Below are 26846 nucleotides of genomic sequence, written 5' to 3'. Positions count from 1 at the left end.
GGCGGAGCCCCCACGCGGCGGAGCCGCAAATCGACGCTGCGTGGGAAGGCGCGGGGAGGGGTGCAGCACGCCGCAGGCGACCCACCGGGCAGGCTTAGTCGCCGCCACCGCCACCGCCTCCCCCTCCGCCGCAGGAGTGGTGGCCGCCGCCATAGTCGCCGCCGTGGCTCCCACCGTGGTCGCCGCCATGGCTTCCGCCACGGTCGTCGGCCCACCCATGTGCGGTGTAGAAGGACTCCTGGTCGAGGTACCCGGGGTCGTAGGCGATGAGGAGGTTCCGGTCCCAGTAGGCCGGGTCGCCGGTCGGGATGGGTATCGCGTCGCTGACGGCCCTGCGCCGGGCCGGTTCCGGGACGACGACGGGGCCGTAGAAGACGTACGAGGGGAGCGCCCCCTCCCGCACGGCCGCTTCCACGCGGCGCCTGCCCGTGCGGGTGGGGCGGCCCCGGAGACGGGTGAGCAGTCCGTCAGCCGCGAGCCGGAGCCGGATCTCCGCCAGTTCGGGTCCGTCGAGCAGCGCGGGGACCACGCGGTCCACCGGCCGCGAGCTCGGGCACAGCGCGATGAGCGCCCGCTCTATCGGGTGCTCGGCCCCCGGGTGCTCGGCCCCCTCGCCCGCCGTGGCGCGGATCCGGGAGCGCCGGAGGGTGATCACATCCCGCTCCTGGAGCGCTATCAGAAGGGTCTGGATCACCCACGGCCGCCCGCCCACCAGATAGGCGATGTCATAGAGGTCCGGGCGTCTGGTCATGGCACACATCGGAATGCCCCCGTCCAACCTTTTCCATCCGTGTCCATCCGAACTGCTCAAGTACCGTCAGTTTTGTCTTTCTGAACGGTGATGAACCCTGATGAGTGCCATTTCAGAGCAGAATTTGAGCTTTCGCCCCCTTATCCGTTCGGAGTCGTGACGGACGCATCCGCCGACGGGCCGGTGCCCGTGGCGGTCAGTGCCGCGATCGAGAAGGTGTACGCGGTGGCCGGGCGCAGCTTGCCGATCACCCGCAGCATCCCCTTGGCCCGGGGCTGGGAGACCAGGACGTCGCGGCCGGTCACGGTGACCGTACGGCCGTCGGAGACGGTGATGCGGTAGCCGATGACCGGGGTGGTGCCGGTGGTCTTGGGCGGGGTCCAGGACAGTGTCGCCGCCGTGGCATCCGCGTTGGCCTTCACACCGGTGGGGGCGTCGGGCAGGACACCGGAACCATCCGCCGTGGGCGTGACGGGCGCGGCGGACAGCGACGTCTCGCTCCGCCCCGCCCCGTTGCGGGCCGTGACGGTCACCGTGTACGGCGTGCCGTTGATGAGCCCGTCGACCACCGCGTACGCGATCCGCTTGAAGCGCGCCGCCGGGACGGTGGTGGAGACGGTGTGGGCGCCATCGGAGGACGTCGCGGTGACGGTGTACGAGGTGACCGGGGTCCCGCCCTCGACATACGACGGGTTCCAGGTGACGTACACCGAGCCGTCCGCCGCGAAGTCGCCCACGCGGGTGGGTGCTTCGGGCACGGAGTCGGCGGCGTACGTACGGCCGAGCAGCCCCCGGTAGCGGGGTTGGAGACCGGCCGCGGCCACGATGTCGGCGGGTGCCTTGGACGGGGCGGCCAGGATGTGGTTGCCGCTGGTCACCACGCCCTTGTCGTCCCCGTCGGGGTCGCCCTGCTCCCAGTAGTTGCCGACGATGCGGGTCGGGTCGTTGTTGCCGAGGTCGTCACGGTAGTCGACGTGTGCGCTGAGGACGTTGGCCTGAGCGCCGTAGAGGACGTTGCCCTCGACCGTGACGTAGGTGCAGCCGTTGTCGGTGTAGACGGTCCGGCCCAGCCCCCACCCGTCGTGGATGACATTGCCGGTGATCTTCTCGCCGTTGCCGAGGGAGCTTCCGGTGAGGCCCTGGGTGTAGACGCCGGCGCCGTCGTCGAGTGCCTGCATGTAGTCGAAGATGAGGTTGTCGGCCACCCTGTTGTCGCGGGAGACATTGGCGGTGGCCGGTTTGCCGATCTTGTCGGGCCAGCCGCCCCAGCCCATCGAGATCGCCGAGTAGGCGACGTGGTCGATCTGGTTGTGGGCGATGGTGTTGTCGCGGGTGTAGCCGTTGAGGATGGCGACGCCGCCGTGGTACTCGCGGGGCAGTGCGTAGAGGTGGTTGTTCGTCACCGACACCGCGCGGGTGAGGTCGGCGTCGCTGCCCGGCTCTGGGGCGTCCACCCCGCCGATCTCCATGCCGTTGCCGGAGATGTCGGTGAAGACATTGCCGCGTACGGTCGCGTTCCGCGTTCCGGTGCCGAGTTCGAGCCCGGCCGCGCCGAGGTGGGTGAAGGCGTCGTCGGAGAACTCGATGTCACGGCCGTGGCTGATGGCCACGTTGCCGGGCATCTTGGTCCAGGACGCGTACGGGCAGGTGCCGCCCGGGGTGTAGTCGCACAGCCCCTGGGTCTTCCAGCCCTCCGGGCCGGTCACCGTATAGCCCGCCTGCACCTCGGAGAAGCCCTCGGGCGAGGAGGGGGTGAGCCAGGTGGCGTACGAGAACTCGATGCCGCGCAGGGCGATGTCGTGCAGCGGCGCGCGCCCGGTGCCCCGCCCGTCGACCAGCTTCTCCAGGACCGGCGCCTCCACATCGGCGGTGCGCGGGTTCTCCCCGGAGCGCGGGCGGTAGTAGACGGTGCGGGTGTGCCGGTCGAGGTACCACTCCCCGGGCTGGTCCAGGACCTCGAAGGCGTTCTCGGCATAGCCGGGCAGCGCGCCGCTGGTGAGCTTGGCGGGGCCGACCATGTTGATGCTGCGGCCGGGGATGTCGGGGAACTCCACGCGCTTGGTGGAGTTGTCCCAGCACGGCTGGGCCATGGTGACGGTGGTGCCGGTCATCGAGCCGATGGGGCAGCGCGGTTCGGTCCACGGGCCGAGTCCGTACTGCTGGATGTTCCACAGCGCCTCACCGCTGGGGTAGACGAACTCGATGTCCGACGGGTTGCGCCAGCGGGCGAGGGTGTCGGCGGACGCGGTGTAGCCGGTGTCGGTGGCGGTGAGGGTCACCGGGATCGGCCCGCGCGCCCGCTGGGCGCGGACGCCGTTCACATACAGCTGCCTGGTGTTGTCCAGCCCGGCGGGCGCGGGCGCCGACCACAGCCCGGCGTCGCCCTTGACCGGCCGCCAGCCCCGGACCGCCCGCCCACCGCTGAACACGGTGCCCTTGCCGCCCTGCCAGATGACGCGGTGGCCATTGCCCCCGGAGTCGCGGGAGTCGAGGACGAGCGGACGGGAGAGACGGTACGTGCCCGGCGCGAGGTGCACCGTAAGGTCGGCACTCTGGTGTGGGACACGCTTCCGTACGAGGCCGCGGGCGCGCTCGGGGGTGCGGACGGGGGCGGCGCGGGTGCCGGGGGCGCGGTCGTCGCCGTTGGGCGCGACATAGACATCGGCGGCATAGACATCGGCGGCATAGACATCGGCGGCGGGGCGGGGCCCGCGCGCGACGGCGTCGGCGGTGCCGCCGAACGCGGCGCCGAGGGTGGCGAGGGTGGCTAAGACGGCCGCGACGGCGGCGGCTCTGGGGGCCGCGCTACGGGCCTTGCGGACGTTCCGGATGCGTGAGCGTACGTACTCCGACATGTCCCTCCCTGCGGAACCTTGCTGGAACCCTGCTGGAACTCGTGGAGTGGTGGCCCCGGGAAAGGTAGGATCTATGAGCGGAACACGTCAATATAGCGCGCATGGATTGGCCTCGCTTCGCCTCCAGGGCGTCAATTCATTGGATCTATCGGTTCGGTGAGGGGCGTTCGGGGTGTCAGGACGCCGTGTCGCCGCCGTACAGCACGACGTACCGGCCGCGGGCCTCGCCGCCCTCCGACAGCCGCCAGCCCGCGCTGACATGGCCCAGGGGCCCGGTGGACTCGGACTCCGGACCGGAGTCCGGACCGGACTCCGCACCAGGCTCCGCACCGGGCTCCGCACCGGGCTCCGCACGCAGAACGCGCGTCACGTGGAGGGCGGGGCCTCCGTCATCCAGCAGCAGACGGGTGCCGTCCGGGCCGTTCGCGACGGCCGTCGCCCCCGCGGCCCCGGCTGCCAGGACGTCGAACCCGGCGCCGGTCACCCCGACCGTGACGGAGGGGTCGGGGGTGTGCGATTCGCTCTGCGCCTGCGGTTCGGCACAGCCCTGGAGGAGCGCGATCAACTGGGCCACCAGCACCGGGTCATGCGGCCCGTCGTAGATCCACCGCTGCCCCAGCACCCCGTGCTCGGTCGTGCCGATGAGGGCCCGCTCGGCTCCGTCGAGCGGCGCCGCGCGGTAGGTCATCGGTACGTGGTACCAGGCGGGCCGGTCACCGGCGTCGTCCCGGACCACCATGAACTCGATCCCCACCTCGCCCTTCGGATCGTCGAGCCGGAAGCCGCCGACCCGGGACAGCTCCGGCGGGCGCCCCGCGGCGGCGTACCACGGCTGCTGGGGCAGCCACGGGGTGAGGAGCTCCAGCTTGGTCGGGCTCATCGTGGTCTTGTGAATGATCGACATGCCGTGTGAACGCCTTCGCTCGTCCTGCGCTTCCCGGGCGCCGACACGGTCTCACGGCGTACGGAAATGCCCGGCGCGCCGTGCGCGCCGGGCATTTGACGGCCGGCCCCCCACTTGGCCGGCCGGTGGATCAGGAGCGGGTCGCGCGGGTCGCCTCGACCGCCGCGGTCTTCGCGTCCGCGGACGACTTGGTGACCCGGTGCCCGTCCTTGGATATGACGATCACGCAGACCTTGCCCGGCTTGCCCGGCTTACCGGGCTTGGTGGGCTTGCCCGGCTTGGAGGGCTTGGCGGGCGTGGTGTGCTTGCCGGGCTTCGTGGGGAAGGCGGGGCCGGAGCCCGGCTTCCCGGAGCCATGCCTGATCACCACGACCTTGCAGGTCTTCCCGGGGTGGGTCGGGAAGGCGGGGATGACGACGCAGGTGTCGTCGTGCCCGCGGGAGCGGTCCTTGGACGCCGCGACGGCCTTCTTGCCGGCGACCTTGCGCGCCTCGGTCAGCTTGACCGGCTTGGCATGCTCAACCGCCTTGCCCGGCTTGGTCGGTGTGGTCGGCGTGGCGCTGTCGTCGTCGGCCCGGATCACACAGAGGGCCGGACCGTGGGACGTCTTCCCCTTGGCGGCGGAGGCCGACGCAGAGGAGGACTGGGAAGCCGAGGCCGAGGCGGGGGCCGCGGCCCCCAGCGCCAGGGCGCCCGCCGCCACGGCGAGCACGACACCGCGCCGCTTCGCGGCCGAGGTACGGGGCAGGGTACGAGACATGGGCACAGCTCTCCTTCGTTCGGGGAGTGGAACTGGCTGCCGAAGGACCCTTGATCCGTCGGCGCACTCACCGTGGCGCACCGATGCTGAGTCCTCGCTGAATCACCTGAGGCCCCGCTGAACCCGGTGCCGGTTTCAGCGGGGCCTCAGCTCGCCCGTGCCATCCTGACCGCGTGCGCATACTGGTGGTGGAAGATGACGCCCGGCTCCGCGAACTGCTCACCGAGGGCCTGGAGCAGGAGGGTTTCACCATCGAGACGGCGGCCGACGGGCTCAGCGGCCTGGCGCTCGCCCGGTCCGGCGAGTACGCGGCGATCGTGCTGGATGTGATGCTCCCCGGGTGCTCCGGCTATCAGCTGTGCTCGCGGCTGCGCGAGGAGGGCGACTGGACGCCGATCCTGATGCTCACCGCCAAGGACGGCGAGTACGACGAGGCCGATGGGCTCGACGTGGGCGCGGACGACTATCTGACCAAGCCGTTCTCCTTCGTCGTCCTGATCGCCCGGGTGCGCGCCCTGGTGCGGCGCGGCGGGCTGGACCGGCCCGAGGTGCTGGAGCTGGGCGATCTGCGGCTGGAGCCCGCGGCGCTGGCCTGTGCGCGCGGGACGGACGAGGTCACGCTCACGGCCAAGGAGTTCGCCGTGCTGGAGTACCTCGCCCGGCGCGCCGGGCAGGTGGTCTCCAAGTCCGAGATCGTGCAGAGCGTGTGGGACGCCGCGTACGACGGTGGGGCCAATCTGGTCGAGGTCTACATCCGCAGTCTGCGCCGGAAGATCGATGTGCCGTACGGACGGCGGTCGATCCGCACGATACGGGGCGCGGGCTATCTGCTGGCCCGCGACGGAGGGTGAAACAGTGGGGCACATCGCGGGCACAGAACGCGACGCGGACGCTGAGCACTTGGCGCACGGGCAGCAGGAGCCGGAGGGCATACGGACCCGCCGCCCGCGCCTGACCTCCGGGTTGAGCGTGCGTGCCAAGGCCGTACTGGCGGCCGCCGGGACCGTGGCCTTCGCCATCGCGCTGTGCATGCTGGCCCTGGTGCTCGCCCTCCAGCACAACCTCCGTGCCAGCGCCGACCTGGACGCCAGGAACGCCGCCGTGGCGATCAAGGGCCAGCTGGGGAATGCCCGGGCCATGCCGCAGCGGGCATACATCGTCGCCGCCCCCGGCCAGGTGACGATCAGGGACGCCTCCGGCCGGACGGTCACCCCCACGGCCCCGACGGATACCGCCTCGCAGGGGCCGCCCGGGCTCTCGAGGCTCCCCACCGAACCCACCGAACCCAGCGAATCCGCCGAATCCGCCGAATCCGCCGAGCCCACCGAACCCGTCCAGGCCGGGCGGCCGTACAGCGTGACGGTGAGCCCCTCGACCACCTCCCTCGACAGCGCCACCGGGCTGCTGCTGCGTCAGGCAGCCCCCGCGGCCGCCGGTCTGGTGCTGTTCGTGGCGGGGCTCACCTGGCTGCTGGTGGGCCGAGCGCTGCGCCCGGTCGCCGCGATGCGGCGGGAGTTCACCGAGATCACCGAGCGCGATCTGCACCGCCGGGTGCCGGTGCCCCGGGCGCGGGACGAGATCCACCGGCTGGCCCGGACCATGAACGCCACGCTGGACCGGCTGCACCGGGCCATGACCCGGCAGCGGCAGTTCGTGGCCGACGCCTCGCACGAGCTGCGCAGCCCCATCGCGGCCGTACGCGCACAGCTCGAGCTGGTCCTGGCCCGCCCGTCGCGCACCGACTGGCCGGCCGCCGTGCACAAGGCGCTGCGGGACACCGACCGGCTCCAGGCCGTCGCCTCCGATCTGCTGCTGCTCGCCCGGCTCGACGCGCAGGAGGCGCCGCCCAAGGCCGCGGTGGACCTCGGCGCGCTGGCGGCCGAGGAGGTACGGCGGCACCCGGGCACGCTCACGATGGACCAGCCCACGACGGCCGGAGGTCACCAGCCAAAGACGGCCGGGGGTGACCAGCCCACGACGGCCGGAGGTCACCCCACGACGGCCGGGGACCGCCTCACGAAATCCGGGAACCGGGACCGGGCCGCCGTCGTGACCGGCAGCCGGGTGCAGCTGTCCCGGCTGCTCACCAACCTCGCCGACAACGCCCGCCGCCACACCCGTTCCAGCGTCTCCATCAGCGTGGCGGTCCGGGGCGGCATGGTCGAACTGGCCGTGGACGACGACGGCCCCGGCATCCCCGAAAGCGACCGCGAGCGCGTTTTCGAGCGGTTCACCCGGCTGGATGATGCCCGGGCCCGCCAGGACGGCGGCACCGGTCTCGGCCTCGCCATCGCCAATGACATCGCTCACGCCCACGGCGGCACCCTTACGGTGCTCACCAGCCCGCGGGGCGGGGCTCGCCTGCTGTTGCGCCTGCCCCGGGCGGCGTAGCCGGAACCCCGACCCCGGTGCGGACACGGCCGCCCAGTCGTGAGAGTTTGGCAACTACCGGACCAGACTGATCAGTTGGTCAGTAGTATCTGCCCTTTCTTGGCCGTGTCCCAGATGGAGGTGTCGAAGGTGCTGTCGGGGACGGGGGCCGTCGTGCTGGCCGCGTCCGCGGTGCTGGTACTGGTGTTATCACTGTGCCTCACCTGGGTGGTCAGACTTCGCCGCGCGCTCGCGGACGCGCGTAGGGCGACCGAGCGAGAACGAGCCGTTTCCGAGCGGGAACGAGCCAATGCGGCCGAGGAGCGGGCGCTGGCGGCCGAGCGCGGCGAGGAGGTCGCCCGGCTGGCCGCCGTACAGACCGATCTGGACGAGGCGGCGCGCCGGGAGCGGATCCTGCGCGACTCCGTCCAGGCGTCGTTCGAGTCCGTGGCCCGCAATATGCACGCCATGTCGATGGTGCAGCAGCAGGTCCTCGACGGCCTGGAGCAGTATGTCGAGGACGCCGGGCTGATGGGCGAGGTCATGAAGGCGGACCACGCCGCCGCCCAGATGACCCGTAAGGCCCAGACGCTGCTGGTGATGTGCGGGATCTGGCCCGCGCGGCGGGAGACCCGGCCGGTGTCGCTCTTCGACTGCGTGCGGGGCGCGCAGTCGCGCATCGTGGAGTTCGGCCGGGTGGACGTCCACGGCGGTCAGACCCTCTACGCGGTGGCCCCCGCCGTGGAGGGCCTGATGCACGCGGTGGCCGAACTCCTGGAGAACGCCACGGTCTTCTCCCCCTCCCGTACCCAGGTCGCGGTCGCCATCCGCGAGGTCGCCGCGGGCGCGGTCATCGAGATCGACGACGCGGGGCTCGGGATGCCGCCGGACGTGCTGGAGAAGGCCGTGGGCCAGCTGCGGGACGGTCTCGACCTGGCCCAGCTGGGCGCGGTGCCCCGGCTGGGGCTCGCCTGTGTGGGGCGCTGGTCGCGGGAGCTGGGCTTCGGCGTCGAGCTGTCCACGGCGTCGGCGTACGGCGGCACGCGGGTGGTGGTCTTCGTACCGCACCGGCTGCTGACCGAGCAGACCAGCGCCGTACGGGCGGCGGACCACAAGCCGGTGGTCGTGGAACCCGTGGTCGTCGGCACGGTGAACCAGGACGCGGGCGGCGCGGGGCTCGGCCCGGCCGTCGCGGACCCTGCCGGGGGCGGCCTGCTGAACGGCAGGTCCGTGGACGACATGCCCGACGCGCCCGGTGCCCCCGCGCCCCTCGGCACCGGGCTGCCCCGGCGCCGCAACCGCCGCCGCCCGGCCTCCCGAGGCACGTCGGCTTCCCGGGCCTCCTCCACCGACGTGGCCGACCTGGCCGACGTCGCCGATGGGGCCGACGCGGTCGACCTGGCCGCCGCCTCCGGCACCCCCACCCGCGCCGCACCCACCCCGGCGGCCCCCTGGACACCCGAGGCCGCCCGCGCCTCCATCACCAGCGTCGTCTCCGGCACCCGCCGCGGACGCGCGGAAGCGGAGGCGGAAGCGGAGGCGGAAGCGGAAGCGGAAGCGGAGGCCGTACCGCCCGAGGATGAGACGAGTCCGGACCGAGAAGACCGAGAGGGAGGCCGGTAGTGGCCGGAACCATATCCAGGTTGCCCGACGTTGGATGGATGCTGCGTCCGCTGACCGGGATCCCCGGGGTGCGGCACGCCGTCGTCGTCTCGGAGGACGGTCTGCGCATGGGCCATGACTCCGCCGAGGGACTGACCGGCGAGGTGTCCCGGCTCGGAGTGGCCGAGGCCGAGTCGCTGGCCGCCGCCTGTGCCGCGCTCACGGTCACCAGCCAGTCCACGGTGTCGCTGCTGTTCGGCGACGAGGCCGGGGTGCGGCAGCTGATGATCGAGTCCGACAGCGGGTTCGTGCTGTTCACCTCGGCCGGTCAGGGCGCCTCGCTGGGGGTGGCCACCGATACGGAAGCGGATGTCGGCCTGGTGGCTCAGCAGATGCAGTTACTGGTCGCGAAGATCGGTGCCCATCTGAGCAGCCAGCCGCGGGAGCCGATGGGCCGCCCGACGTCATGAGCCAGCCCGGTGAGGAACGCACCACGGCCGCGGTGCGCCCCTATGTGATCACACGGGGGCGTGCCGGTTCCTCACGGGATGCTCTGCCGCTGGAAACGCTCGTCGTGGCGTCCGGGAGCGCGCTGCCGCCGCATCTCCAGCCCGAGTACCGGCGGATCGCCGACTTCTGCCAGGGGCTGTTGTCGGTGGCGGAGGTCGCCGCCCATCTCGGTCAGCCACCGGCCGTGGTGCAGGTGCTGCTCGCGGATCTCATCGACTGGGGGCACATCGTGGCGCGTCCGCCGATCCGGGTGGTCAAGCGAAAACGTGCCGATTTGGACTTGCTGAGGAAGGTGCTCGATGGGCTTGAGAGCAAGCTCTGAGATCTCGATGGCCGGTACGGACGGCACAACCAGGACCGACCACCACACGGCCCACCCGGGCCACCCGGGCCACCCGGGCCACGCGGACCGCACGACCCGCACAGACCACACCAACGAGACAGGCGAGACGGACGAGACGGGCGATACGGACGACATGGATGACATGGACGACACCCCCGTCATGTACGTGGAGTCCAGCGTGGCCGGGGCGGCCAAGATCCTGGTGGTCGGCCCGATGGGCGTCGGCAAGACCACGCTGATCGGCACGGTGTCGGAGATCAAGCCGCTCTCCACCGAGGCGACGATGAGCCAGGCCGGGGCCCGGCTCGACACCAAGGTGCGGCCGTCGAAGACCACGACCACCGTCGCGCTGGACTTCGGGCGGATCACCCTGGGCGGCGAGCTGGTGCTGTACCTCTTCGGCACCCCCGGCCAGCAGCGGTTCCTCCCCGCCTGGAAGGACCTGGCGCGCGGTGCGCTGGGCGCGCTCGCGCTGGTCGACACCCGCGATCTGGAGGCGTCCTTCGACGCGATCGGGCATCTGGAGGACCTGGATGTGCCGTTCTCCGTCGCCGTCAACGCCTTCCCGGACAGCACGCCGCACAACGAGGACGATCTGCGCTCCGCGCTCGATCTGCTCCCGCACACCCCGCTGGTCATCTGCGACGCCCGGGAGCACAAGTCCTCGGTCCAGGCGCTGATCTCGCTCGTCTCGCATCTGATCGAGACGCTGACGGAGGCGTCGTGACCGCGCGGGCCGCCTCCCGGGTGCCGCTGTACGGGACCGCGCTCGACGGTCCGCTCACCGACCTGTACGAGCGGATGCGGCGCGACCACGGTCCGGTGGTCCCGGTGGAGATCGCGCCCCGGGTCGAGGCATGGCTGGTCATCGGCCACCGTGAGCTGCTCCATCTCACCCGCGACGAGCAGTACTTCTCCCATGACCCGCGCCGCTGGACCCCGCTGCGCGAGGGCCGGGTGGCGGCCGACTCGCCGCTGATGCCGCTGGTGGGCTGGCGCCCCGCGCTGCTGTTCGCGGACGGCGCGGCGCACCGCCGGATGCGCTCGGCGGTGGCCGACGCGCTGGGGCGGGTCAACGGCCATGAGCTGATCCGCAGGGTGCGGGCCACCGCGGAGCGGCTGGTCGCCGGGTTCGCCGACCAGCACGCGGCGGATCTGGTCGAGAGTTACGCCCGCCTCCTGCCGTTGCAGGTCGTCACCGAACTGCTGGGCCTCGACGAGGAGAACGGGGCCCGGCTGGTCGAGACGCTCACCACGATCGTCGCCCCGACCGTGGCCGCCACCGGAGCCAACAAGCGGATGGGCCAGATCCTGCTCCAGCTGATCGCCGGGAAGAAGCGGCGGCCGGGCGCGGATCTGACGTCCTGGCTGCTGGAGCACCCCGTCGGACTCAGCGACGAGGAGGTGCTGCACAACCTCGTGGTGATCATCGTCGCGGGCAACAACACCACCGTGAACTGGATCGCCTCCACGCTCCAGATCCTGCTCACCGACCCCGCGTTCCGCTCCTCGCTGGCCCGCGGTCACCTCACCGTGGACGACGCGCTGGACCTGGTGCTGTGGCGCCAGCCGCCCACCCAGAACTTCCCCGGCCGCTACGCCACCCGCGATCTGCGCTTCGGCGGCCAGGACATCCGCGCCGGGGACATGCTCATCCTGGGCCTCGCGGGCGCCAACGCGGACCCCGAGGTGCTGCCCGAGGACGGGCGTCCGGTGGTCGGCAACCGCTCGTACCTCGCCTTCGGGGCGGGGCCGCACGGCTGCCCGGCGCGGGATCCGGCCCGGCTGATCACCCGTACCGCCGTGGACACGCTGCGCCACCGGCTGCCCGATATGGAGATCGCGGTGCCGGAGGAGCAGCTTCCGTGGATCACCTCGCCGTGGTCCAAGGGCCTGGCCAAGCTGCCGGTGCGGTTCTCCACGCCGCAGCTGGCCGCCGATGCCCCGGCATCGGGATCGGCATCGGGATCGGGATCGGGATCGGGTTCCGCTTCGGCTTCGGCTTCGGCTTCGGCCTCCGGCTCACCGGCAACGCCCCCCGACTGACCACCGGTCCCGACCCCCAACTCCCCCGCAGGAGACAGCAGATGACCGACGGCCGATGCCCCGTGCCGCACGCCGACCCCGCCGCACCGCACCGCCTGGACCCCACCGGGGCGCGCCAGCACGCGGTGAACGAAGAGCTGCGCGCCCGCGGGGCCGCGGTCCCGGTCCTGCTGCCCGGTGACGTACCGGCGTACGCCATCACCCGGCACGAGGAGCTGAAGGACTTCGTCACCCACCCCGACGTGGCCAAGAACGCCTGCCACTTCGCCGCGCTGCAGAACGACGAGCTCCCGCCCGGCTGGCCGATGCGGACCTTCGCCACCGTGCGCGGCATGATCACCGCGGATGGCGAGGACCACAAGCGGCTGCGGTCCCTGGTGACCCGGGCGTTCACCCCGCGCCGGGTGGAGGCGCTGCGCCCGGTGGTCCACGAGCTGACCGGCACGCTGCTGGAGCGGCTGGGCGCGGCCGCCGCCGCCGATCCGGACGGGGTGGCCGATCTGCGCCGCCACTTCGCGCTGCCGCTGCCCATGAGCGTGATCTGCCAGCTGCTGGGCGTGGACGACCACTACCAGGACCGGCTGCACGAGCTGTCCAACGAGATCGTCTCCACCCAGACCGCGCCCGAGCGGGTCCCGGCCGCCAACCGCGAGATGGTGGCGATCCTCGGCCAGGTGGCCGCCGCCCGGCTGCGGGACCCCGGGGACGATCTCACCAGCGCGCTGATCGCGGTCCGTGAGGAGGACGGCGACCGGCTCAGCGAGGAGGAGCTGATCGGCACGCTGATGCTGACGATCATCGCCGGGCACGAGACCACGCTCAATCTGATCACCAACGCGGTGCGGGCGCTGTGCAACCACCGCGACCAGCTGGATCTGGTCCGCTCCGGGGCCGCGAGCTGGAGCGATGTGGTCGAGGAGACGCTGCGGTACGACAGCCCGGTGTCCTTCTTCCCGTTCCGCTACACCACGAGGGACCTCCCGGTCGGGGACGCGGTCATCCCGAAGGGCGCGCCCGTGCTCATCTCGTACACCGCCGCCGGGCGCGACGAGCGGGCGTACGGCCCGGACGCCGGCCGCTTCGACGTCACCCGGGGCGCACGCCATCTGTCCTTCGGCCACGGCGCCCACTTCTGCCTGGGCGCCCCGCTGGCCCGCATGGAGGCCGTGATCGCCCTCGATGCCCTCTTCACCCGCTTCCCCGCGCTGGATCTGGCGATCCCCGACGAGGAGCTGGTCCCCCACCCCAGCTTCGTCGGCAACAGCCCGCGGCGGCTCCCCATCCGGCTGGGGACGCCCGGAGTGCCTCACAACAGCTGACGGGGTGCGCTGAGGGCAGCGTTGCCTACGGGAAACGGCGGGGATGCGACCGGGTAACAGGCACCCCGCAGGCTTCCTGGCATGGAGTCGTACAGGGAGCCGATGAGCCCGAGCCGCCGCCGGGTGGTGATCGTCGGCGGCGGCATGGCGGGCACGAGGCTGGCACAGCAGCTTGTTGCGCGGGGCGCGGGCGCGAGTGCCGGCGCGGTCGCCGGTCCCGGTGCGGGCTCGGCAGCCGGCACCGGCACCGGCACCGACGACACCGGCGCCGGCAGGGTGGCTGTCGAGGTCACGATCATCGGCGAGGAGCCGCACCCCGCGTACAACCGGGTGCTGCTCGCCGAGGTGCTCGCCGGGCGGTACGCGCCGGAGGTCATCGCGCTCCCCGCCCCCGCCGCCGGGATACGGCGGCTCAGCGGGGTGCGGGTCGTGCGCATCGACCGTCCCACGGCGGAGGTGGTGTGCGACGACGGCCACCGCGTGCCGTACGACGCGCTGGTGCTGGCCACCGGCTCCAACCCGGTCCTGCCGCCGCTGCGCGGCCTGTTCGAACCGGACGGCCACGAGCTTCCGGACGGCGTCCACGCCTTCCGCACCATGGACGACTGCCTGGCGCTCGGCGCGGCCGTACGGCCCGGGGCGCGGGCCGTCGTCATCGGCGGCGGGCTCCTGGGCGTCTCCGCCGCGCGTGCGCTGGCCCAGCGCGGCGCCCAGGTGGTCCTGGCGCAGCAGGGCGAGCACCTGATGGAGCGCCAGCTGGACCCGGGCGCGTCAGGGGTCCTGCGGCGGCATATGGCGGCGCTGGGCGTGGAGGTCCACACCGAGTGCCGCGTCCGCGGCCTGCGCACGCGCACGGGGGACGCGGTGGACGGCGGGCGCGCGGTGGACGGCGGGCGCGCGGTGGACGGCGGGCGCGCGGTGAGCGGCGGGCGCGCGGTGAGCGGCGGGCGCGCGGTGAGCGGCGTCGAACTGGCCGACGGATACGCCCTGGAGGCGGACCTGGTCGTGCTGGCGTGCGGGGTCCGGCCACGGGTCGGGCTGGCGGTGGCCGCTGGGCTGGAGGTGGCGCGGGGGGTCGTGATCGACGACGAGCTGCGGACGAGTGATCCGCGGGTGTTCGCGATCGGTGACTGCGCGGAGCACGCGGGGGTCGTGTACGGGTTGGCAGGCGCCGCGCAGGAACAGGCGGACGTGCTGGCGAGCCTGCTCTCCCCCCCCCCCCCCCTCCCCGAACCTATGGGGCTCCGCCCCCTAGACCCCCACCAGGGCTCCGCCCTCGGACCCAGCCGGGGCTCTGCCCCCACCCCCCGCAGGGGCTCCGCCCCGAACCCCGACCAGCGCTCCGCCCCAGGACCCGACCAGGGCTCCGCCCCTGGGGCCGAGCGGGGCTCCGCCCCCGACCCCGCACCTGGGGACCAGGTTGTGGGCAATCGCTCCGCGGAGGGGGCACCTCCCAGCGGTAGCTGGGGGAGGAACGGGTGGGCACAACCCGGCCACCGGGCCGCACCCGGCAACGAAACCCCGCCCCGCGACACGGACACCGCTCTCCCAGACCACGCCGCGCGGAACCAGTGGGCACAACCCGGCCACCGGGCCGCACCCGGCAACGAAACCCCGCCCCGTTACCACGGCACCCGTACGCTCACCCGCCTCACCCTCACCACAGCGGCCGAAGGGCATTCCGCCCCCGGGCCCCTCGACCTCGCTGCCTTCGGCAACCCCACCCCCGCCCCCGGCGACGACGTCATTCACCTCACCGACGCCACTCGCAACACGTACCGCAAAGTCGTGGTCCGCGGTGACCGTCTGCTCGGGGGCATCCTTCTCGGCGATCTCGGCACCGTCGGCGCGCTCGCCCGTACCTGGGAGAGCGACGAACCGCTCCCCGCCACCCCCTTGCTCCACCTGTTGACCAACGATGGAGGGTCCTGACGATGAGCGCATCGAACCCCCGAACCACCAAAAGCGCAGAAACCGCCGCACCCACCATCGTGCTCATCGGCCACGGCATGGTCGGCCAGCGGTTTCTCGAAGCGCTGGCCGAACGGAAGGTCACGGAGACCGCCCGCGTCGTCGTGTTCTGCGAGGAGCCCCGCCCCGCCTATGACCGCGTCCAGCTGACCTCGTACTTCTCCGGGCGCACCCCGGACGAGCTCTCCCTCGTCGAGGAGGGCTTCATGGCGCGGCACGGCATCGAGTTGCGTCTGGGCGACCCGGCCCAGGTCATCGACCGCGACGCCCGCACCGTGACCAGCCGGTCCGGGCTGACCGTCGCCTACGACACGCTCGTGCTGGCCACCGGCTCGTACCCGTTCGTCCCGCCCGTGCCCGGCAAGGACAGCGACGGCTGCTTCGTCTACCGGACCGTCGAGGATCTGCTCGCGATCGAGGAGTACGCCGGCAACCGCTCGTCCGGCATCGTCGTCGGCGGCGGGCTGCTCGGGCTCGAAGCCGCCGGTGCGCTCAGGGGACTCGGGCTCACCACCCACATCGTGGAGTTCAACCCGCGTCTGATGGCCATCCAGGTGGACGAGGGCGGCGGCGCCGCGCTGCGCCGCACGGTCGAGGACATGGGCCTGATCGTGCACACCGGCGTCGGCGGTAAGGAGATCACGGCGGACGCCGACGGCGCGGTGACCGCCATGACGCTGTCCGACGGCTCGTCCATCGAGACCGACCTCGTCATCTTCTCGGCGGGTGTGCGCCCCCGCGATCAACTGGCCCGCGACTGTGGCCTGGACGTCGGCGAGCGCGGCGGCATCGCGGTGGACGCGGCGTGCCGTACCAGTGATCCGGCGGTGTACGCGATCGGCGAGTGCGCGCTGGCCGCCGACGGCCGGGTGTACGGGCTGGTCGCGCCCGGCTACGAGATGGCCGAGGTGGCGGCCCGCGAGATCGCCGATTCGCCCGTCGGCGAGGGCTTCACGGGCGCCGACACCTCCACCAAGCTCAAGCTCCTCGGGGTCGACGTGGCCAGTTTCGGCGACGCCCACGGCACCGCCGACGGCTGTCTGGACGTCGTCTACTCCGACTCCCGTACGGGCGTCTACAAGAAGCTCGTGGTGGGCGCCGACGGCGCCCTCCTCGGCGGGGTGCTGGTCGGCGACGCCGAGGCGTACGGCATGCTGCGCCCCCTCACCGGCTCGGTGCCGCCCGTAAGCCCCGAGCAGCTCGTCCTCCCGGCGGGGCTGGGCGCACCCGCCGCCCTGGGCCCCTCCGCGCTGCCGGACGAGGCGGTCATCTGCAACTGCCACAACGTCACCAAGGGCGCGATCCGGTCGGCCGTCACCGACCACCACTGCACCTCCGTCCCGGAGGTGAAGAAGTGCACCAAGGCGGGCACGGGCTGCGGCAGTTGCGTCAAGGCGCTCACCTCGCTCGTCAACGACGAGCTGGAGGCGGGCGGGGTCAGCGTGGACAAGGGGCTGTGCGGCTGCTTCGCGTACACCCGTGCCGAGCTGTACGAGATCGTCCGCACCCTGCGCATCACCACCTACGCCCAGCTGCTGGACAGCCACGGCCGGGCGGAGGCCCGGGAGGGCGACGGCTGTGAGGTGTGCAAGCCCGCCGTGGCCTCGATCATCGCCTCGCTGGCCCCGACCCTGGGCGCGAGCGGCTATGTCCTGGACGGCGAGCAGGCGGCTCTCCAGGACACCAACGACCACTTCCTGGCCAATCTCCAGCGCAACGGGTCGTATTCGATCGTTCCCCGGATCCCCGGCGGGGAGATCACCCCGGAGAAGCTGATCGTGATCGGTGAGGTGGCCCGCGACTTCGGGCTCTATACGAAGATCACCGGCGGTCAGCGGATCGACCTCTTCGGCGCCCGGGTGGACCAGCTCCCGCTGATCTGGACGCGGCTGGTGGACGCCGGTTTCGAGTCGGGCCACGCGTACGGCAAGGCGCTGCGCACCGTGAAGTCGTGCGTGGGCCAGACCTGGTGCCGCTACGGAGTGCAGGACTCGGTCCGGATGGCCATCGACCTGGAGCTGCGCTACCGGGGGCTGCGCTCACCGCACAAGCTCAAGTCGGCCGTCTCCGGCTGTGCCCGCGAATGCGCCGAGGCGCGCGGCAAGGACTTCGGCGTGATCGCCACGTCCAACGGCTGGAACCTGTACGTGGGCGGCAACGGCGGGGCGGACCCGCGCCACGCCGATCTGCTCGCCCAGGACCTGGACGACAAGGAGCTGATCCGGCTCATCGACCGGTTCCTGATGTTCTACATCCGCACCGCGGACCGTCTGGAGCGCACCTCGGCCTGGCTGGAGCGGATCGAGGGCGGCCTGGACCACGTCCGCGAGGTGGTGGTCGAGGATTCGCTGGGGCTGTGCGCCGAGCTCGAGGCGATGATGGCCGACCATGTGACCGGCTACCGCGACGAGTGGGCCGAGACCCTGGGCGACCCCGAGCGGCTGCGGCGCTTCGTCTCCTTCGTCAACGCGCCGGGCGCAGCCGACCCGACGGTGAAGTTCGTGCCCGAGCGCGACCAGGTCAAGCCGGACCTGACGATCCTGTCCGGCCCCACCCTCCCCGTCCGTACTCTCGAAGGGACTGCCAGCCGATGACCATGGCACCCATGACGCCCGTGACGCCCATGGCGGCCGAGCGGACCGCGGTCCGCGTGGAACTCCTCGTCGACCAGCGGTGGTTCGCCGTCTGCGAGCTGACCGACCTCACCCCCGGGCGCGGGGTGGCCGCCCTGCTGCCGGACGGCGCCCAAGCGGCGGTCTTCCTGGACCGCTCGGGGCGCGTGTACGCGATCGCCAACCGCGACCCGTTCACCGGGGCGTACGTCCTCTCCCGGGGGCTGCTGGGCTCGGCGGGCGGGCGGCCGTTCGTCGCCTCCCCGCTGCTGAAGCAGCGCTTCGACCTGGAGACGGGGCGGTGCCTGGACGACGAGGGGATCGTCGTCCAGGCGTATGCGACCCGTACCCGGGCGAGTGCGGACGCGGTGTCAGCCCAGGTCGCGTGAGACCAGCACCCCGCACTGGACGGGGTCGCTCGCACAGCCTGCCGTCCCCGCGGCGAGCACGCCCTTCGTCCCGGGGACGCCCGCGACGCCGAGCACCGTGGACATCTCACTGTGCTCGGTGACGTCGGCGGGCAACTCCTCGGTCGCCCACTCCGTACCGGTCCAACGGGCCAGTACGGAGTGCGGGTTGCCCGGGGCCCAGCCGGCGATCCACGGCCGCCCGGCGCCGTCCGCGCCCGCGGCGTTCGCCTCGCCGAAGGGGAGCGCGGGGAGCGACTGCCAGCGGCTGCCGGTCCAGCGGGCGGCCATGGTGGCCGTGGGCGACTGCGGGTCGTTGGTCTTCCCGACGACGTAGACCGAGTTACGGCCGGTGGCCACGGCGTGGTTGGCCACCCAGCCGGTCGGGTGCTCGCCGGGGGCCGGTACCTCGCGGACCGTCCAGCCGCTGCCGTTCCAGTGGTACAGCAGCGGTACGGACACCTCGCCGGTCATGGCGCTCGCGGTGACCCATACGTCGTCCGGGCCGGTGCCGGTGATGTCCCAGGGCTGTACCTGGCCGCCGCCGGGGCGGCGGGCAGGGACACCGTCTCCCACCCGGAGCCGGTCCAGCGCTCCAGCCGGGAGACCTGGGTGCCGCCGTTCGGGTCCCAGTCGAAACTGGTCAGCCAGGCCGACTTCGTGCCGAACGCGGCCAGGTCGCCGACGAAGCTCAGCGACCCCTCCGCGGGGGCCGCGTGGCCGACCTTCGTCCACTTCTTGCCGTCCCAGTGCTGCAGCACGATCGGCGCGGAGGTGTTGTCGGCCAGGCTGCCGGCCGCCCAGGCGTCATCGGGCGCGGCGGCGGCGACCTTCTCCAGCTGGGCGGGCTTGACGTCGGTGGCGGCGGCGGGTACGTCCGCCCATGTGCTGCCGTTCCAGTGTCTGATCAGGGGGGCGGGCCCATCGGGGCCGTCCGTCGTGCGGCCCGCCGACCAGGCGTCCTTGACGCCGGTCGCGGCGACGTCCCAGAACTCCCGCGAGGCGGTCTCGCTCAGCGGTGTCCGCAGCTTCCACGGGGTGTCGGCGCGGGCCGCCCCGTCGGACGATGCGCGGGCCGCCGGGCCGGACGAGGCGCGGGCCGCCGGGCCGGACGAGGCGCTGGGCGCGGTGCCGGCCGCGGCGTTCGCGGGGGTGCCGAGGGTGGCGAGCGTGCCGAGTGCGACCGCGCACACCGCGACCGCCGTGCGCAGCCGCGTCCGGCGGGTTCCGGGCCGGGTCGGTCGTCGGTGCCCGGGACGATGGGGCAGGCCGTGCGGCGCTGCGTAAGCTCAGGAGCTTCAGGGGAAGTCCCTCTCTCGTCTCTTCACGTCCGATCCGGTTTTCCGGAAGACTTCTGCAAGATTCCGAGGGCGCGTCCCCGGGAAGCAAGAGGCGGGGGTGGCTCCCGTCAACGGAGGAGGCGGTAATGGCTACGGAGAGCAGGGGCACCGAGGGCGGCGCCCGGCCCAAGGTGACGATCACGGCCATCGCCCAGGAGGCCGGGGTGTCGGTGCCCACGGTCTCCCGGGTGGTCAACGGCCGTTCTGATGTCTCGCCCGAGACCCGGGCCCGGGTCGAGGACCTGCTGCGGCTCCACGGCTACCGCCGCCGCCAGAGCGCGCCCGGCGATCGCGCCGCCCTGGTGGACCTGGTCTTCAACGACCTGGACAGCCCCTGGGCGGTGGAGATCATCCGGGGCGTGGAGGACATCGCGCACCAGGACGGCGTGGGCACGGTGGTCTCGGCGATCCACGGCCGCGCGGGCTCCGCCCGGCAGTGGCTGAAGAACCTGCGGGCCCGCGCCTCGGACGGGGTGATCCTGGTGACGTCCGTACTCGAACCGGTGGTGCACGAGGAACTGCGGCGGCTGAACGTGCCGATCGTGGTCGTCGACCCGGCCGGCTCCCCGGCGCTCGACGCGCCCACCGTGGGCGCCACCAACTGGGCGGGCGGCATGGCCGCCACCGAACATCTGCTGAGCCTCGGCCACCGCCGGATCGGCCTGATCGCCGGTCCGCCCCGGCTGCTGTGCAGCCGGGCGCGGCTGGACGGCCACCGCGCGGCGCTGGAGGCGGCCGGGGTGCCGTTCGACCAGGCCCTGGTCGCGCAGGGCGACTTCTACCACGAGTCCGGTTTCCACGGCTGCGATCAGCTGATGTCCGGCCCCACCCCGCCGACCGCCATCTTCGCGTCCAGCGATCAGATGGCGCTGGGCGCGATCGAGGCGCTGCGGCGGCGGGGCCTGCGGGTTCCGGAAGACGTGAGCGTCGTCGGCTTCGACGACCTCCCCGAGGTCCGGTGGTCGGCGCCCCCGCTGACGACGGTGCGTCAGCCGCTCGCGGACATGGGCAAGTTGGCCGCCCGTACGGTGTTGCGGCAGGCGCGGGGGGAGGAGATCGAGTCCCCGAGGGTCGAGCTGGCCACCCAACTGGTCGTCCGCGCCAGCACGGCCCCACCCGCCGGGGGCTGATCCCCCACCCACCCCTTCCCGAATCGGGGGCTCCGCCCCCGGCCCCGAACGCCCTTCGGGCGTGTCCTCAAACGCCGGACGGGCTGGATTTCCAGCCCGTCCGGCGTTTGAGGACCGGGGTCCGGGGCGGAGCCCCGGCGGGGCCGGGGGCGGAGCCCCCGTTCGGGAAGGGGCGGGGTGGGGAACAACGCCACCCGCTGCCGCACCCCTTGACACCGCATCAGCACCCCCATACCTTCCACGCAACCGCTTCCGAGAATTATCGGGCTACTTCCGGAAGGCACACGATGCGCATACCTCGGTCAAGGTCCACCCTTCGTGCGTCCACCCTGGCAGCGGCCGTGCTGCTGGTCGGAACGGCACTCGCCGGCTGCGGAAGCGGCGGGCCCGGGGGTTCGGATGACGGCTCCCTCGACGTCTGGGTCTACCAGGACGCCTCGACCAAGGTGCAGCGCGAGGTCGTCAAGCGGTTCAACGAGACCTCCGGCATCAAGGTGAAGCTCACCCAGGTACCCGGTGAGGGCTACTCGGACAAGATGCGCACCTCCATGGGCACGCCCAACGCCCCGGACGTCTTCTTCAACTGGGGCGGCGGCAGCATCAGCGACTTCGTCAAGAAGGACATGCTGCTCGACCTGGACCCGGCGATGGCCAAGGACGCGGGGCTGAAGAAGGCGTTCATCCCCACGATCCTCGACGCGGGCGCGATCGACGGAAAGCACTACGGGATCCCGATGCGCGGGATGCAGCCGGTGATCCTCTTCTACAACAAGGACGTCTTCGAGGACGCCGGGGCCAGGCCCCCGAAGTCCTGGGACGATCTGCTGAAGCTCATCGACACGTTCAAGGGCAAGGGTGTCGCCCCGTTCGCGCTGGCCGGCACCGACGCCTGGACCGAGCTGATGTGGGTGGAGTACCTGGTGGACCGCTACGGCGGGGCCGGGGTGTTCCAGAAGGTCCAGAGCCAGTCCATGGCGGCGTGGGACGACCCGGCGGTGCTCAAGGCCGCGCAGACGGTCAGGGACCTGGTCGGCCGGGGCGCGTTCGGCAAGAACTACAAGTCGGTCAACTACACCGCCGACGGGGCCTCCACGCTCTTCGCCAAGGGCAAGGCGGCCATGCATCTGATGGGCAGCTGGGAGTACGCCAACCAGAAGGCCAACCAGCCCGCGTTCGCCAAGTCGGGGCTGGGCTGGACCACCTTCCCGGCGGTCCCCGGCGGCAGCGGTGACCCCAAGAGCGTCGTCGGCAACCCGACCAACTACTGGTCGGTCAACGCCAAGGTGAAGGGCGACAAGCAGAAGGCCGCGATCGAGTTCGTGAAGTTCGCGGCGAAGCAGGACTACTCCAAGGACCTGATCGCCAACGGGGACGTCCCCACCACCTCCGACGCCACCTCCCTGCTCGCCGAGCACGAGAACCCCGACTACGCGCGGTTCCAGTACGACATGGTCAAGCAGGCCCCCGACTTCACGCTCTCCTGGGACCAGGCGCTGCCCGCCAAGTACACCCCGCCGCTGCACACCGCCGTGCAGAAGCTGTTCAACGGGCAGCTCAGCCCGGCCGGGTTCGTCGACGTCCTGAAGGGCATGTGATGGCGGACGCCGCGAAATCCGGCGGCCGGGCGAGCGTCGGGCGGGCCGGGGTCGGCAGGCCCGGCGTCGTCTGGGCCCTCCCCGGCGCGCTGTTCTTCGTCTTCTTCGCGGTGGCCCCGATGGTCCTGGTCGGCGCCCTCGCCTTCACCGACTGGGACGGCATCGGCACCCCGAGCTGGACCGGGATGAGCAACTGGTCCCGGCTGTGGGACGACCCGGAAACCCATCAGGCCATCTGGCTCAGCCTGATCCTGACCGTACTGACCTGGGTGTTCCAGACCCCGCTCGCACTGCTGCTGGGCGTATGGGCGGCCGGGCGGCAGCGCAACCGGGCCGTGCTGTCGGCGATCTTCTTCCTGCCGCTGCTCGGCTCGTCCGTGGCGCTCGCGCTGGTCTGGAAGTCCCTGCTGGACCCCAACTTCGGCCTGATCGCCGATATCGGGCCCGCCCTGGGCTTCGCGGACGGCGATCTGCTCGGCAGTTCCAAGGGCGCCTTCGGGGCGATCCTCTTCGTCACCGCCTGGCAGTTCATCCCGCTGCACACGCTGATCTACCAGGGCGGCGCCCGCGCCATCCCGCGCTCGCTCTACGACGCGGCGGCGATCGACGGCGCCGGGACCGTACGGCAGTTCTTCTCGATCACCCTGCCCCAGCTGCGCAACACCATCGTCACCTCCTCGGTGATCATGGTGGTGGGCGCGCTGACCTTCTTCGACACCGTGCTGATCCTCACCAAGGGCGGGCCGGGCACGGACACCACGATCGTGCCGTACCTGATGTACAAGAACGGCTTCCAGGCGTTCGACCTCGGCTACGCCAGCGCGGTCGCCACCATCCTCGTCGTCGTCGCCACCACCGTCTCGCTGCTGCTGGTGCGGCTCACCGGCTTCGCCGCGATGCGCAGCACCCGGGAGGGGATGTGACCGACGTCCTGCACGACCACCCGAACCACTCCCCGAACGGCCCCCTGAACGGCGTCCGTACGCCGAACAAGACCCCGGCGGCCCCTCGCCCCCGCCTCCGCCGCCGGGGTCTGCCCCGCGCCAACTACCCGGCCGGGCTCGGCTCCCTGATCTGGCTCGGCATCGTCGGACTGCCGCTGTACGTCCTGGTGGCCGCCACCTTCCAGACCCGCGACGGCTATATCGACGACGGCCCGCTGGCCCTGCCCGACCATCCGACGCTCGCCAACTACCGGCGGGTGCTGCGCTCCGACTTCCTCTCCTACCTGCTCAACACCGCGCTGGTCACGGCCGTGTGCGCGGCGATCGTGATCACGCTGTCGGTGACCGTCGGCTACACCGTCGTCCGCGCCCGCGGCCGCGCCTCCCGCCGGATCTTCCAGATCTTCCTGCTGGGTCTCGCGATCCCCTCCCAGGCGGTGGTGATCCCGGTCTACCTGGTCATCACCAAGCTCCAGCTGTACGACACCCTGCTCGCGGTGATCCTGCCGACGGCCGCCTTCTCCCTGCCGGTCAGCGTGCTGATCCTGGTCGGCACGATGCGCGACATCGACGAGGAGCTGTACGAGTCGATGGCGCTGGACGGGGCGAGCCCGACCCGGGTGCTGCTCCAGCTCGTGGTGCCGCTGTCGCGGTCCGGGATCTCCACGGTCGGGGTGATGTCGGCGCTGCACGCCTGGAACGGCTTCCTCTTCCCGCTGCTGCTCACCCAGTCCAAGAGCAACCGGCTGCTGACCCTGGGGCTGTACGACTACGTGGGCGAGTTCCGGGTGGACACCCCGGCGCTGCTCACCGCCGTGGTGCTCTCCATCGTCCCGATCTTCCTGGTCTATCTCTTCGCCCGCCGTCAGCTGATCAGCGGACTGATGGGCGTGGGCGGCAAATAGGCCGGCCACGCGCGGTACGCGAGCCGTTCTCCCACCTCGACAAGGAGCTTCATGCCTCAGCCCTGGCAGGACACCTCCCTCTCCGCCGAGGACCGCGCGGCGGCCCTGCTCTCCTCGATGACGCTGGAGGAGAAGCTGGCCCAACTCGTCGGCGTCTGGCCGGGATCCGAGGCCGAGGAGGGTGAGGACGTCGCCCCGCTCCAGCACGAGGTGTCCGAGGCAGTGGACCTCGACGGCCTCCTCCCGCACGGCATCGGCCAGCTGACCCGCCCCTTCGGCACCTTCCCCGTCGAACCGGCCGGGGGCGCCGCCGCGCTGGCCCGCCTCCAGGCCCGGATCGCCGCCGGGAACCGCTTCGGGATCCCGGCGCTGGCCCATGAGGAGTGTCTGACCGGCTTCTTCGCCTGGCGCGCCACCGTCTTCCCCACCCCGCTCGCCTGGGGCGCGTCCTTCGACCCGGCGCTGGTGGGGCGGGCGGCCGAGCTGATCGGCGGTTCGCTGCGGTCGGCCGGTATCCACCAGGGTCTTGCCCCGGTGCTGGACGTGGTGCGGGACACGCGCTGGGGCCGTACCGAGGAGTCCATCGGCGAGGACCCGTATCTGGTCGCGACCATCGGCACCGCGTACGTCCGCGGCCTGGAGTCCGCCGGGATCGTCGCCACCCTCAAGCACTTCGCGGGCTACGCCGCCTCCCGGGGCGGCCGCAACCACGCGCCGGTCTCCATCGGCCCCCGGGAACTCGCCGATGTCATCCTGCCGCCCTTCGAGCTGGCGGTGCGGGACGGGGGCGCGCGGTCGGTGATGCACTCCTACAACGACCTCGACGGTGTGCCCTCGGCCGCCAACCCCTGGCTGCTGACCGAACTGCTCCGCGACACCTGGGGCTTCACCGGCACCGTCGTCGCCGACTACTTCGGGGTGTCCTTCCTGGAACTGGCCCACCGGGTGGCCGACACCCGGGGCGGCGCGGCCGGGCTCGCCCTGGCGGCGGGGGTGGACGTGGAGCTGCCCGCAGTGCGCTGCTTCGGTACCCCGCTGCGGGACGCGGTACGGGCCGGGGAGGTGGACGAGGCGCTGGTGGACCGGGCGGCGCTGCGGGTGCTGCGGCAGAAGTGCGAGCTGGGGCTGCTGGATGCGGACTGGTCGCCGGTGCCGTCGGCGCTCGCGGGGGCTGCGGACTCCGCAGGCCCTGGCGACCTCGATCTCGATCCCCCGGAGATGCGGGACGTCGCGCGGGAGCTGGCCGAGGAGTCGGTGGTGCTGCTCGCCGACGACAGCGATGTGCTGCCGCTCGCGCCGGACGCCCGGATCGCGGTGGTCGGCCCGCTCGCCGACGACCCCGCCGCCATGCTCGGCTGCTACACCTTCCCCCGCCACGTCGGGGTGGAGCACCCCGGACTGCCCCTGGGCATCGAGGTGCCGACGCTCCTCGCCGCGCTGCGCGCCGAGCTGCCCGGTGCGCGGATCACCCATGCCGAGGGGTGCGCCGCACCCGGCCCGGCCGATTCCGCCGGGGACGCCGGGGGACCGACCTCGGCCGGTGCGGCGGCGCTCACCGCAGAGAGCCGACTGGCGCAGGCCGCCAGGACGGCGGCGGACGCCGATGTGTGCGTCGCGGTGCTGGGCGACCGTTCGGGTCTGTTCGGCCGGGGCACCTCGGGCGAGGGCTGTGACGCCGCCGACCTCGAACTCCCCGGTGAGCAGGGGGCGTTGCTGGACACGCTGGTGGCCACCGGCACCCCCGTGGTGCTGGTGCTGTTCACCGGACGGCCGTACGCCCTGGGCCGCTGGTCGCGCCTGCTGGCCGCCGCAGTGCAGGCGTTCTTCCCCGGTGAGGAGGGCGGCCCGGCGGTCGCCGGAGTGCTGAGCGGGCGCGTCAACCCCTCGGGCCGACTGCCGGTGAGCGTTCCGTACACGTCCGGCGGCCAGCCCTGGACGTACGCACAGCCGCCGCTCGGGCTGCGCGGCGACGCCAGCTCGATCGACCCGACCCCGCTGTTCCCCTTCGGCCATGGGCTGTCCTACACCTCGTTCGCCTGGGAGCGCCCGGAGGCCGACGCGACCGATGTGCCGACCGACGGGGAGACCATGGTCCGGCTGACCGTGCGCAACACCGGTGACCGGGCCGGGACGGAGGTCGTACAGCTCTACCTCCACGATCCGGTGGCCCGTATCGCCCGGCCGGTGTCCCGGCTGATCGGCTACGCACGGGTGCCGCTGCGGCCGGGCGAGTCCGCCGAGGTCCACTTCGCCTTCCATGCCGACCTCGCCTCGTATCCGCTGGGCGCCGATGGCACGAGGGTGGTCGAACCGGGCGCCCTGGAGCTGCGGCTGGCCTCCTCCAGCGCCGACTCCGGCGTACGGCACACCGTGCCGCTGACGCTGACCGGGCCCGAGCGCACGGTGGACCACCGGCGGCGGATGGTGTGCGAGGTGCGGGTGAAGTAGCGGCGCGGAAGGCCGCCCGGGGCCGGTTCACCCC

The 26846-nt window shown here is 72.3% G+C and carries 22 protein-coding genes; 16 read left to right on the top strand and 6 right to left on the bottom strand.

Annotated elements, in window-relative coordinates:
• Positions 1–94: 94 nt before the first annotated feature.
• The 4 genes from LIV37_RS33410 to LIV37_RS33395 all read right to left on the bottom strand — a co-directional run bounded on the left by LIV37_RS33410 (position 95) and on the right by LIV37_RS33395 (position 5270).
• Complete coding sequence (locus tag LIV37_RS33410) at positions 95–751, bottom strand: TIGR04222 domain-containing membrane protein (RefSeq protein ID WP_020871505.1); 657 nt, start codon at positions 749–751, stop codon at positions 95–97.
• Between the two features lie 140 nt (positions 752–891).
• Positions 892–3606 (bottom strand): fibronectin type III domain-containing protein, encoded by a 2715-nt coding sequence (locus LIV37_RS33405; RefSeq protein WP_020871504.1) that lies wholly within the window; start codon positions 3604–3606, stop codon positions 892–894.
• Positions 3607–3781: 175 nt separating this feature from the next.
• Positions 3782–4510, bottom strand: coding sequence for a maltokinase N-terminal cap-like domain-containing protein (locus LIV37_RS33400; protein ID WP_020871503.1), 729 nt, complete (start codon positions 4508–4510; stop codon positions 3782–3784).
• A gap of 130 nt (positions 4511–4640) precedes the next feature.
• Positions 4641–5270, bottom strand: coding sequence for a hypothetical protein (locus LIV37_RS33395; protein WP_020871502.1), 630 nt, complete (start codon positions 5268–5270; stop codon positions 4641–4643).
• A 173-nt stretch (positions 5271–5443) separates the two neighbouring features.
• Here LIV37_RS33395 and LIV37_RS33390 point away from each other — a divergent pair, with 173 nt between their 5' ends.
• From LIV37_RS33390 to nirD, 11 genes are all read left to right on the top strand, one after another.
• Positions 5444–6121 (top strand): response regulator transcription factor, encoded by a 678-nt coding sequence (locus LIV37_RS33390; RefSeq protein WP_020871501.1) that lies wholly within the window; start codon positions 5444–5446, stop codon positions 6119–6121.
• A 49-nt stretch (positions 6122–6170) separates the two neighbouring features.
• The gene (locus LIV37_RS33385; RefSeq protein WP_243146119.1) at positions 6171–7661 is read left to right on the top strand and encodes a sensor histidine kinase; all 1491 of its coding nucleotides are present in this window, start codon (positions 6171–6173) and stop codon (positions 7659–7661) included.
• 114 nt (positions 7662–7775) lie between these two features.
• Positions 7776–9263: an ATP-binding protein gene (locus tag LIV37_RS33380; protein ID WP_214663989.1), complete on the top strand. Its 1488-nt coding sequence runs from the start codon at positions 7776–7778 to the stop codon at positions 9261–9263.
• A complete protein-coding gene (locus LIV37_RS33375) occupies positions 9263–9712 on the top strand; it encodes a roadblock/LC7 domain-containing protein (protein WP_121824213.1) in 450 nt (149 codons plus the stop codon). Before LIV37_RS33380 ends, LIV37_RS33375 begins: the two co-directional genes overlap by 1 nt.
• Positions 9709–10074: a DUF742 domain-containing protein gene (locus LIV37_RS33370; protein ID WP_020871498.1), complete on the top strand. Its 366-nt coding sequence runs from the start codon at positions 9709–9711 to the stop codon at positions 10072–10074. Before LIV37_RS33375 ends, LIV37_RS33370 begins: the two co-directional genes overlap by 4 nt.
• Entirely contained in the window at positions 10058–10822 is a 765-nt protein-coding gene (locus LIV37_RS33365; RefSeq protein ID WP_243146120.1) for a GTP-binding protein, read from the top strand. Before LIV37_RS33370 ends, LIV37_RS33365 begins: the two co-directional genes overlap by 17 nt.
• Complete coding sequence (locus tag LIV37_RS33360; RefSeq protein WP_020871496.1) at positions 10819–12141, top strand: cytochrome P450; 1323 nt, start codon at positions 10819–10821, stop codon at positions 12139–12141. The genes LIV37_RS33365 and LIV37_RS33360 overlap by 4 nt, the downstream gene beginning before the upstream one ends.
• A gap of 41 nt (positions 12142–12182) precedes the next feature.
• Positions 12183–13460, top strand: a complete 1278-nt coding sequence (locus tag LIV37_RS33355; RefSeq protein ID WP_020871495.1) for a cytochrome P450 family protein — start codon at positions 12183–12185, stop codon at positions 13458–13460.
• Between the two features lie 123 nt (positions 13461–13583).
• On the top strand, positions 13584–15392 hold the full coding sequence (locus LIV37_RS33350) for an FAD-dependent oxidoreductase (protein ID WP_420834388.1): 1809 nt from the start codon (positions 13584–13586) through the stop codon (positions 15390–15392).
• Between the two features lie 2 nt (positions 15393–15394).
• Positions 15395–18025 carry a nitrite reductase large subunit NirB gene (gene nirB, locus LIV37_RS33345; RefSeq protein WP_020871493.1) on the top strand — a complete coding sequence of 877 codons (2631 nt, stop codon included), beginning with the start codon at positions 15395–15397 and terminating at the stop codon, positions 18023–18025.
• Positions 18026–18036: 11 nt separating this feature from the next.
• Entirely contained in the window at positions 18037–18432 is a 396-nt protein-coding gene (nirD, locus tag LIV37_RS33340) for a nitrite reductase small subunit NirD (RefSeq protein ID WP_373920686.1), read from the top strand.
• On the opposite strand, the gene LIV37_RS33335 is transcribed toward nirD, so the two are convergent.
• Both LIV37_RS33335 and LIV37_RS33330 read right to left on the bottom strand, forming a co-directional pair.
• Positions 18415–18924: a hypothetical protein gene (locus LIV37_RS33335; protein ID WP_020871491.1), complete on the bottom strand. Its 510-nt coding sequence runs from the start codon at positions 18922–18924 to the stop codon at positions 18415–18417. The two genes, nirD and LIV37_RS33335, sit on opposite strands and share 18 nt — an antisense overlap.
• A complete protein-coding gene (locus tag LIV37_RS33330) occupies positions 18921–19643 on the bottom strand; it encodes a hypothetical protein (protein ID WP_243146121.1) in 723 nt (240 codons plus the stop codon). The genes LIV37_RS33335 and LIV37_RS33330 overlap by 4 nt, the downstream gene beginning before the upstream one ends.
• 233 nt (positions 19644–19876) lie before the next feature.
• Here LIV37_RS33330 and LIV37_RS33325 point away from each other — a divergent pair, with 233 nt between their 5' ends.
• The 5 genes from LIV37_RS33325 to LIV37_RS33305 all read left to right on the top strand — a co-directional run bounded on the left by LIV37_RS33325 (position 19877) and on the right by LIV37_RS33305 (position 26812).
• The gene (locus LIV37_RS33325) at positions 19877–20920 is read left to right on the top strand and encodes a LacI family DNA-binding transcriptional regulator (RefSeq protein ID WP_020871489.1); all 1044 of its coding nucleotides are present in this window, start codon (positions 19877–19879) and stop codon (positions 20918–20920) included.
• A gap of 287 nt (positions 20921–21207) precedes the next feature.
• Positions 21208–22515: an extracellular solute-binding protein gene (locus LIV37_RS33320; RefSeq protein ID WP_121824215.1), complete on the top strand. Its 1308-nt coding sequence runs from the start codon at positions 21208–21210 to the stop codon at positions 22513–22515.
• Positions 22515–23438, top strand: a complete 924-nt coding sequence (locus LIV37_RS33315; protein ID WP_020871487.1) for a carbohydrate ABC transporter permease — start codon at positions 22515–22517, stop codon at positions 23436–23438. Before LIV37_RS33320 ends, LIV37_RS33315 begins: the two co-directional genes overlap by 1 nt.
• Positions 23439–23548: 110 nt before the next feature.
• On the top strand, positions 23549–24364 hold the full coding sequence (locus LIV37_RS33310; RefSeq protein WP_185058090.1) for a carbohydrate ABC transporter permease: 816 nt from the start codon (positions 23549–23551) through the stop codon (positions 24362–24364).
• Between the two features lie 51 nt (positions 24365–24415).
• A complete protein-coding gene (locus tag LIV37_RS33305) occupies positions 24416–26812 on the top strand; it encodes a beta-xylosidase/alpha-l-arabinosidase (protein ID WP_020871485.1) in 2397 nt (798 codons plus the stop codon).
• Positions 26813–26846: the final 34 nt, after the last annotated feature.

Source organism: Streptomyces rapamycinicus NRRL 5491 (assembly GCF_024298965.1).
In the GTDB taxonomy this organism is placed as follows: Bacteria; Actinomycetota; Actinomycetes; order Streptomycetales; family Streptomycetaceae; genus Streptomyces; species Streptomyces rapamycinicus.
This window is presented reverse-complemented; position numbering and strand designations above follow the sequence as displayed.

Bases quoted from the DNA above. Each gene is read 5' to 3' on its own strand.
- LIV37_RS33405 (WP_020871504.1), bottom strand. From the start codon at position 3,606: ATGTCGGAGTACGTACGCTCACGCATCCGGAACGTCCGCAAGGCCCGT.
- LIV37_RS33315 (WP_020871487.1), top strand. From the start codon at position 22,515: ATGGCGGACGCCGCGAAATCCGGCGGCCGGGCGAGCGTCGGGCGGGCC.
- LIV37_RS33400 (WP_020871503.1), bottom strand. From the start codon at position 4,510: ATGTCGATCATTCACAAGACCACGATGAGCCCGACCAAGCTGGAGCTC.
- LIV37_RS33320 (WP_121824215.1), top strand. From the start codon at position 21,208: ATGCGCATACCTCGGTCAAGGTCCACCCTTCGTGCGTCCACCCTGGCA.
- LIV37_RS33305 (WP_020871485.1), top strand. From the start codon at position 24,416: ATGCCTCAGCCCTGGCAGGACACCTCCCTCTCCGCCGAGGACCGCGCG.
- LIV37_RS33410 (WP_020871505.1), bottom strand. From the start codon at position 751: ATGACCAGACGCCCGGACCTCTATGACATCGCCTATCTGGTGGGCGGG.
- nirD (WP_373920686.1), top strand. From the start codon at position 18,037: ATGACGCCCGTGACGCCCATGGCGGCCGAGCGGACCGCGGTCCGCGTG.
- LIV37_RS33380 (WP_214663989.1), top strand. From the start codon at position 7,776: ATGGAGGTGTCGAAGGTGCTGTCGGGGACGGGGGCCGTCGTGCTGGCC.
- LIV37_RS33395 (WP_020871502.1), bottom strand. From the start codon at position 5,270: ATGTCTCGTACCCTGCCCCGTACCTCGGCCGCGAAGCGGCGCGGTGTC.
- LIV37_RS33335 (WP_020871491.1), bottom strand. From the start codon at position 18,924: ATGACCGGCGAGGTGTCCGTACCGCTGCTGTACCACTGGAACGGCAGC.
- LIV37_RS33370 (WP_020871498.1), top strand. From the start codon at position 9,709: ATGAGCCAGCCCGGTGAGGAACGCACCACGGCCGCGGTGCGCCCCTAT.
- LIV37_RS33355 (WP_020871495.1), top strand. From the start codon at position 12,183: ATGACCGACGGCCGATGCCCCGTGCCGCACGCCGACCCCGCCGCACCG.
- LIV37_RS33325 (WP_020871489.1), top strand. From the start codon at position 19,877: ATGGCTACGGAGAGCAGGGGCACCGAGGGCGGCGCCCGGCCCAAGGTG.
- nirB (WP_020871493.1), top strand. From the start codon at position 15,395: ATGAGCGCATCGAACCCCCGAACCACCAAAAGCGCAGAAACCGCCGCA.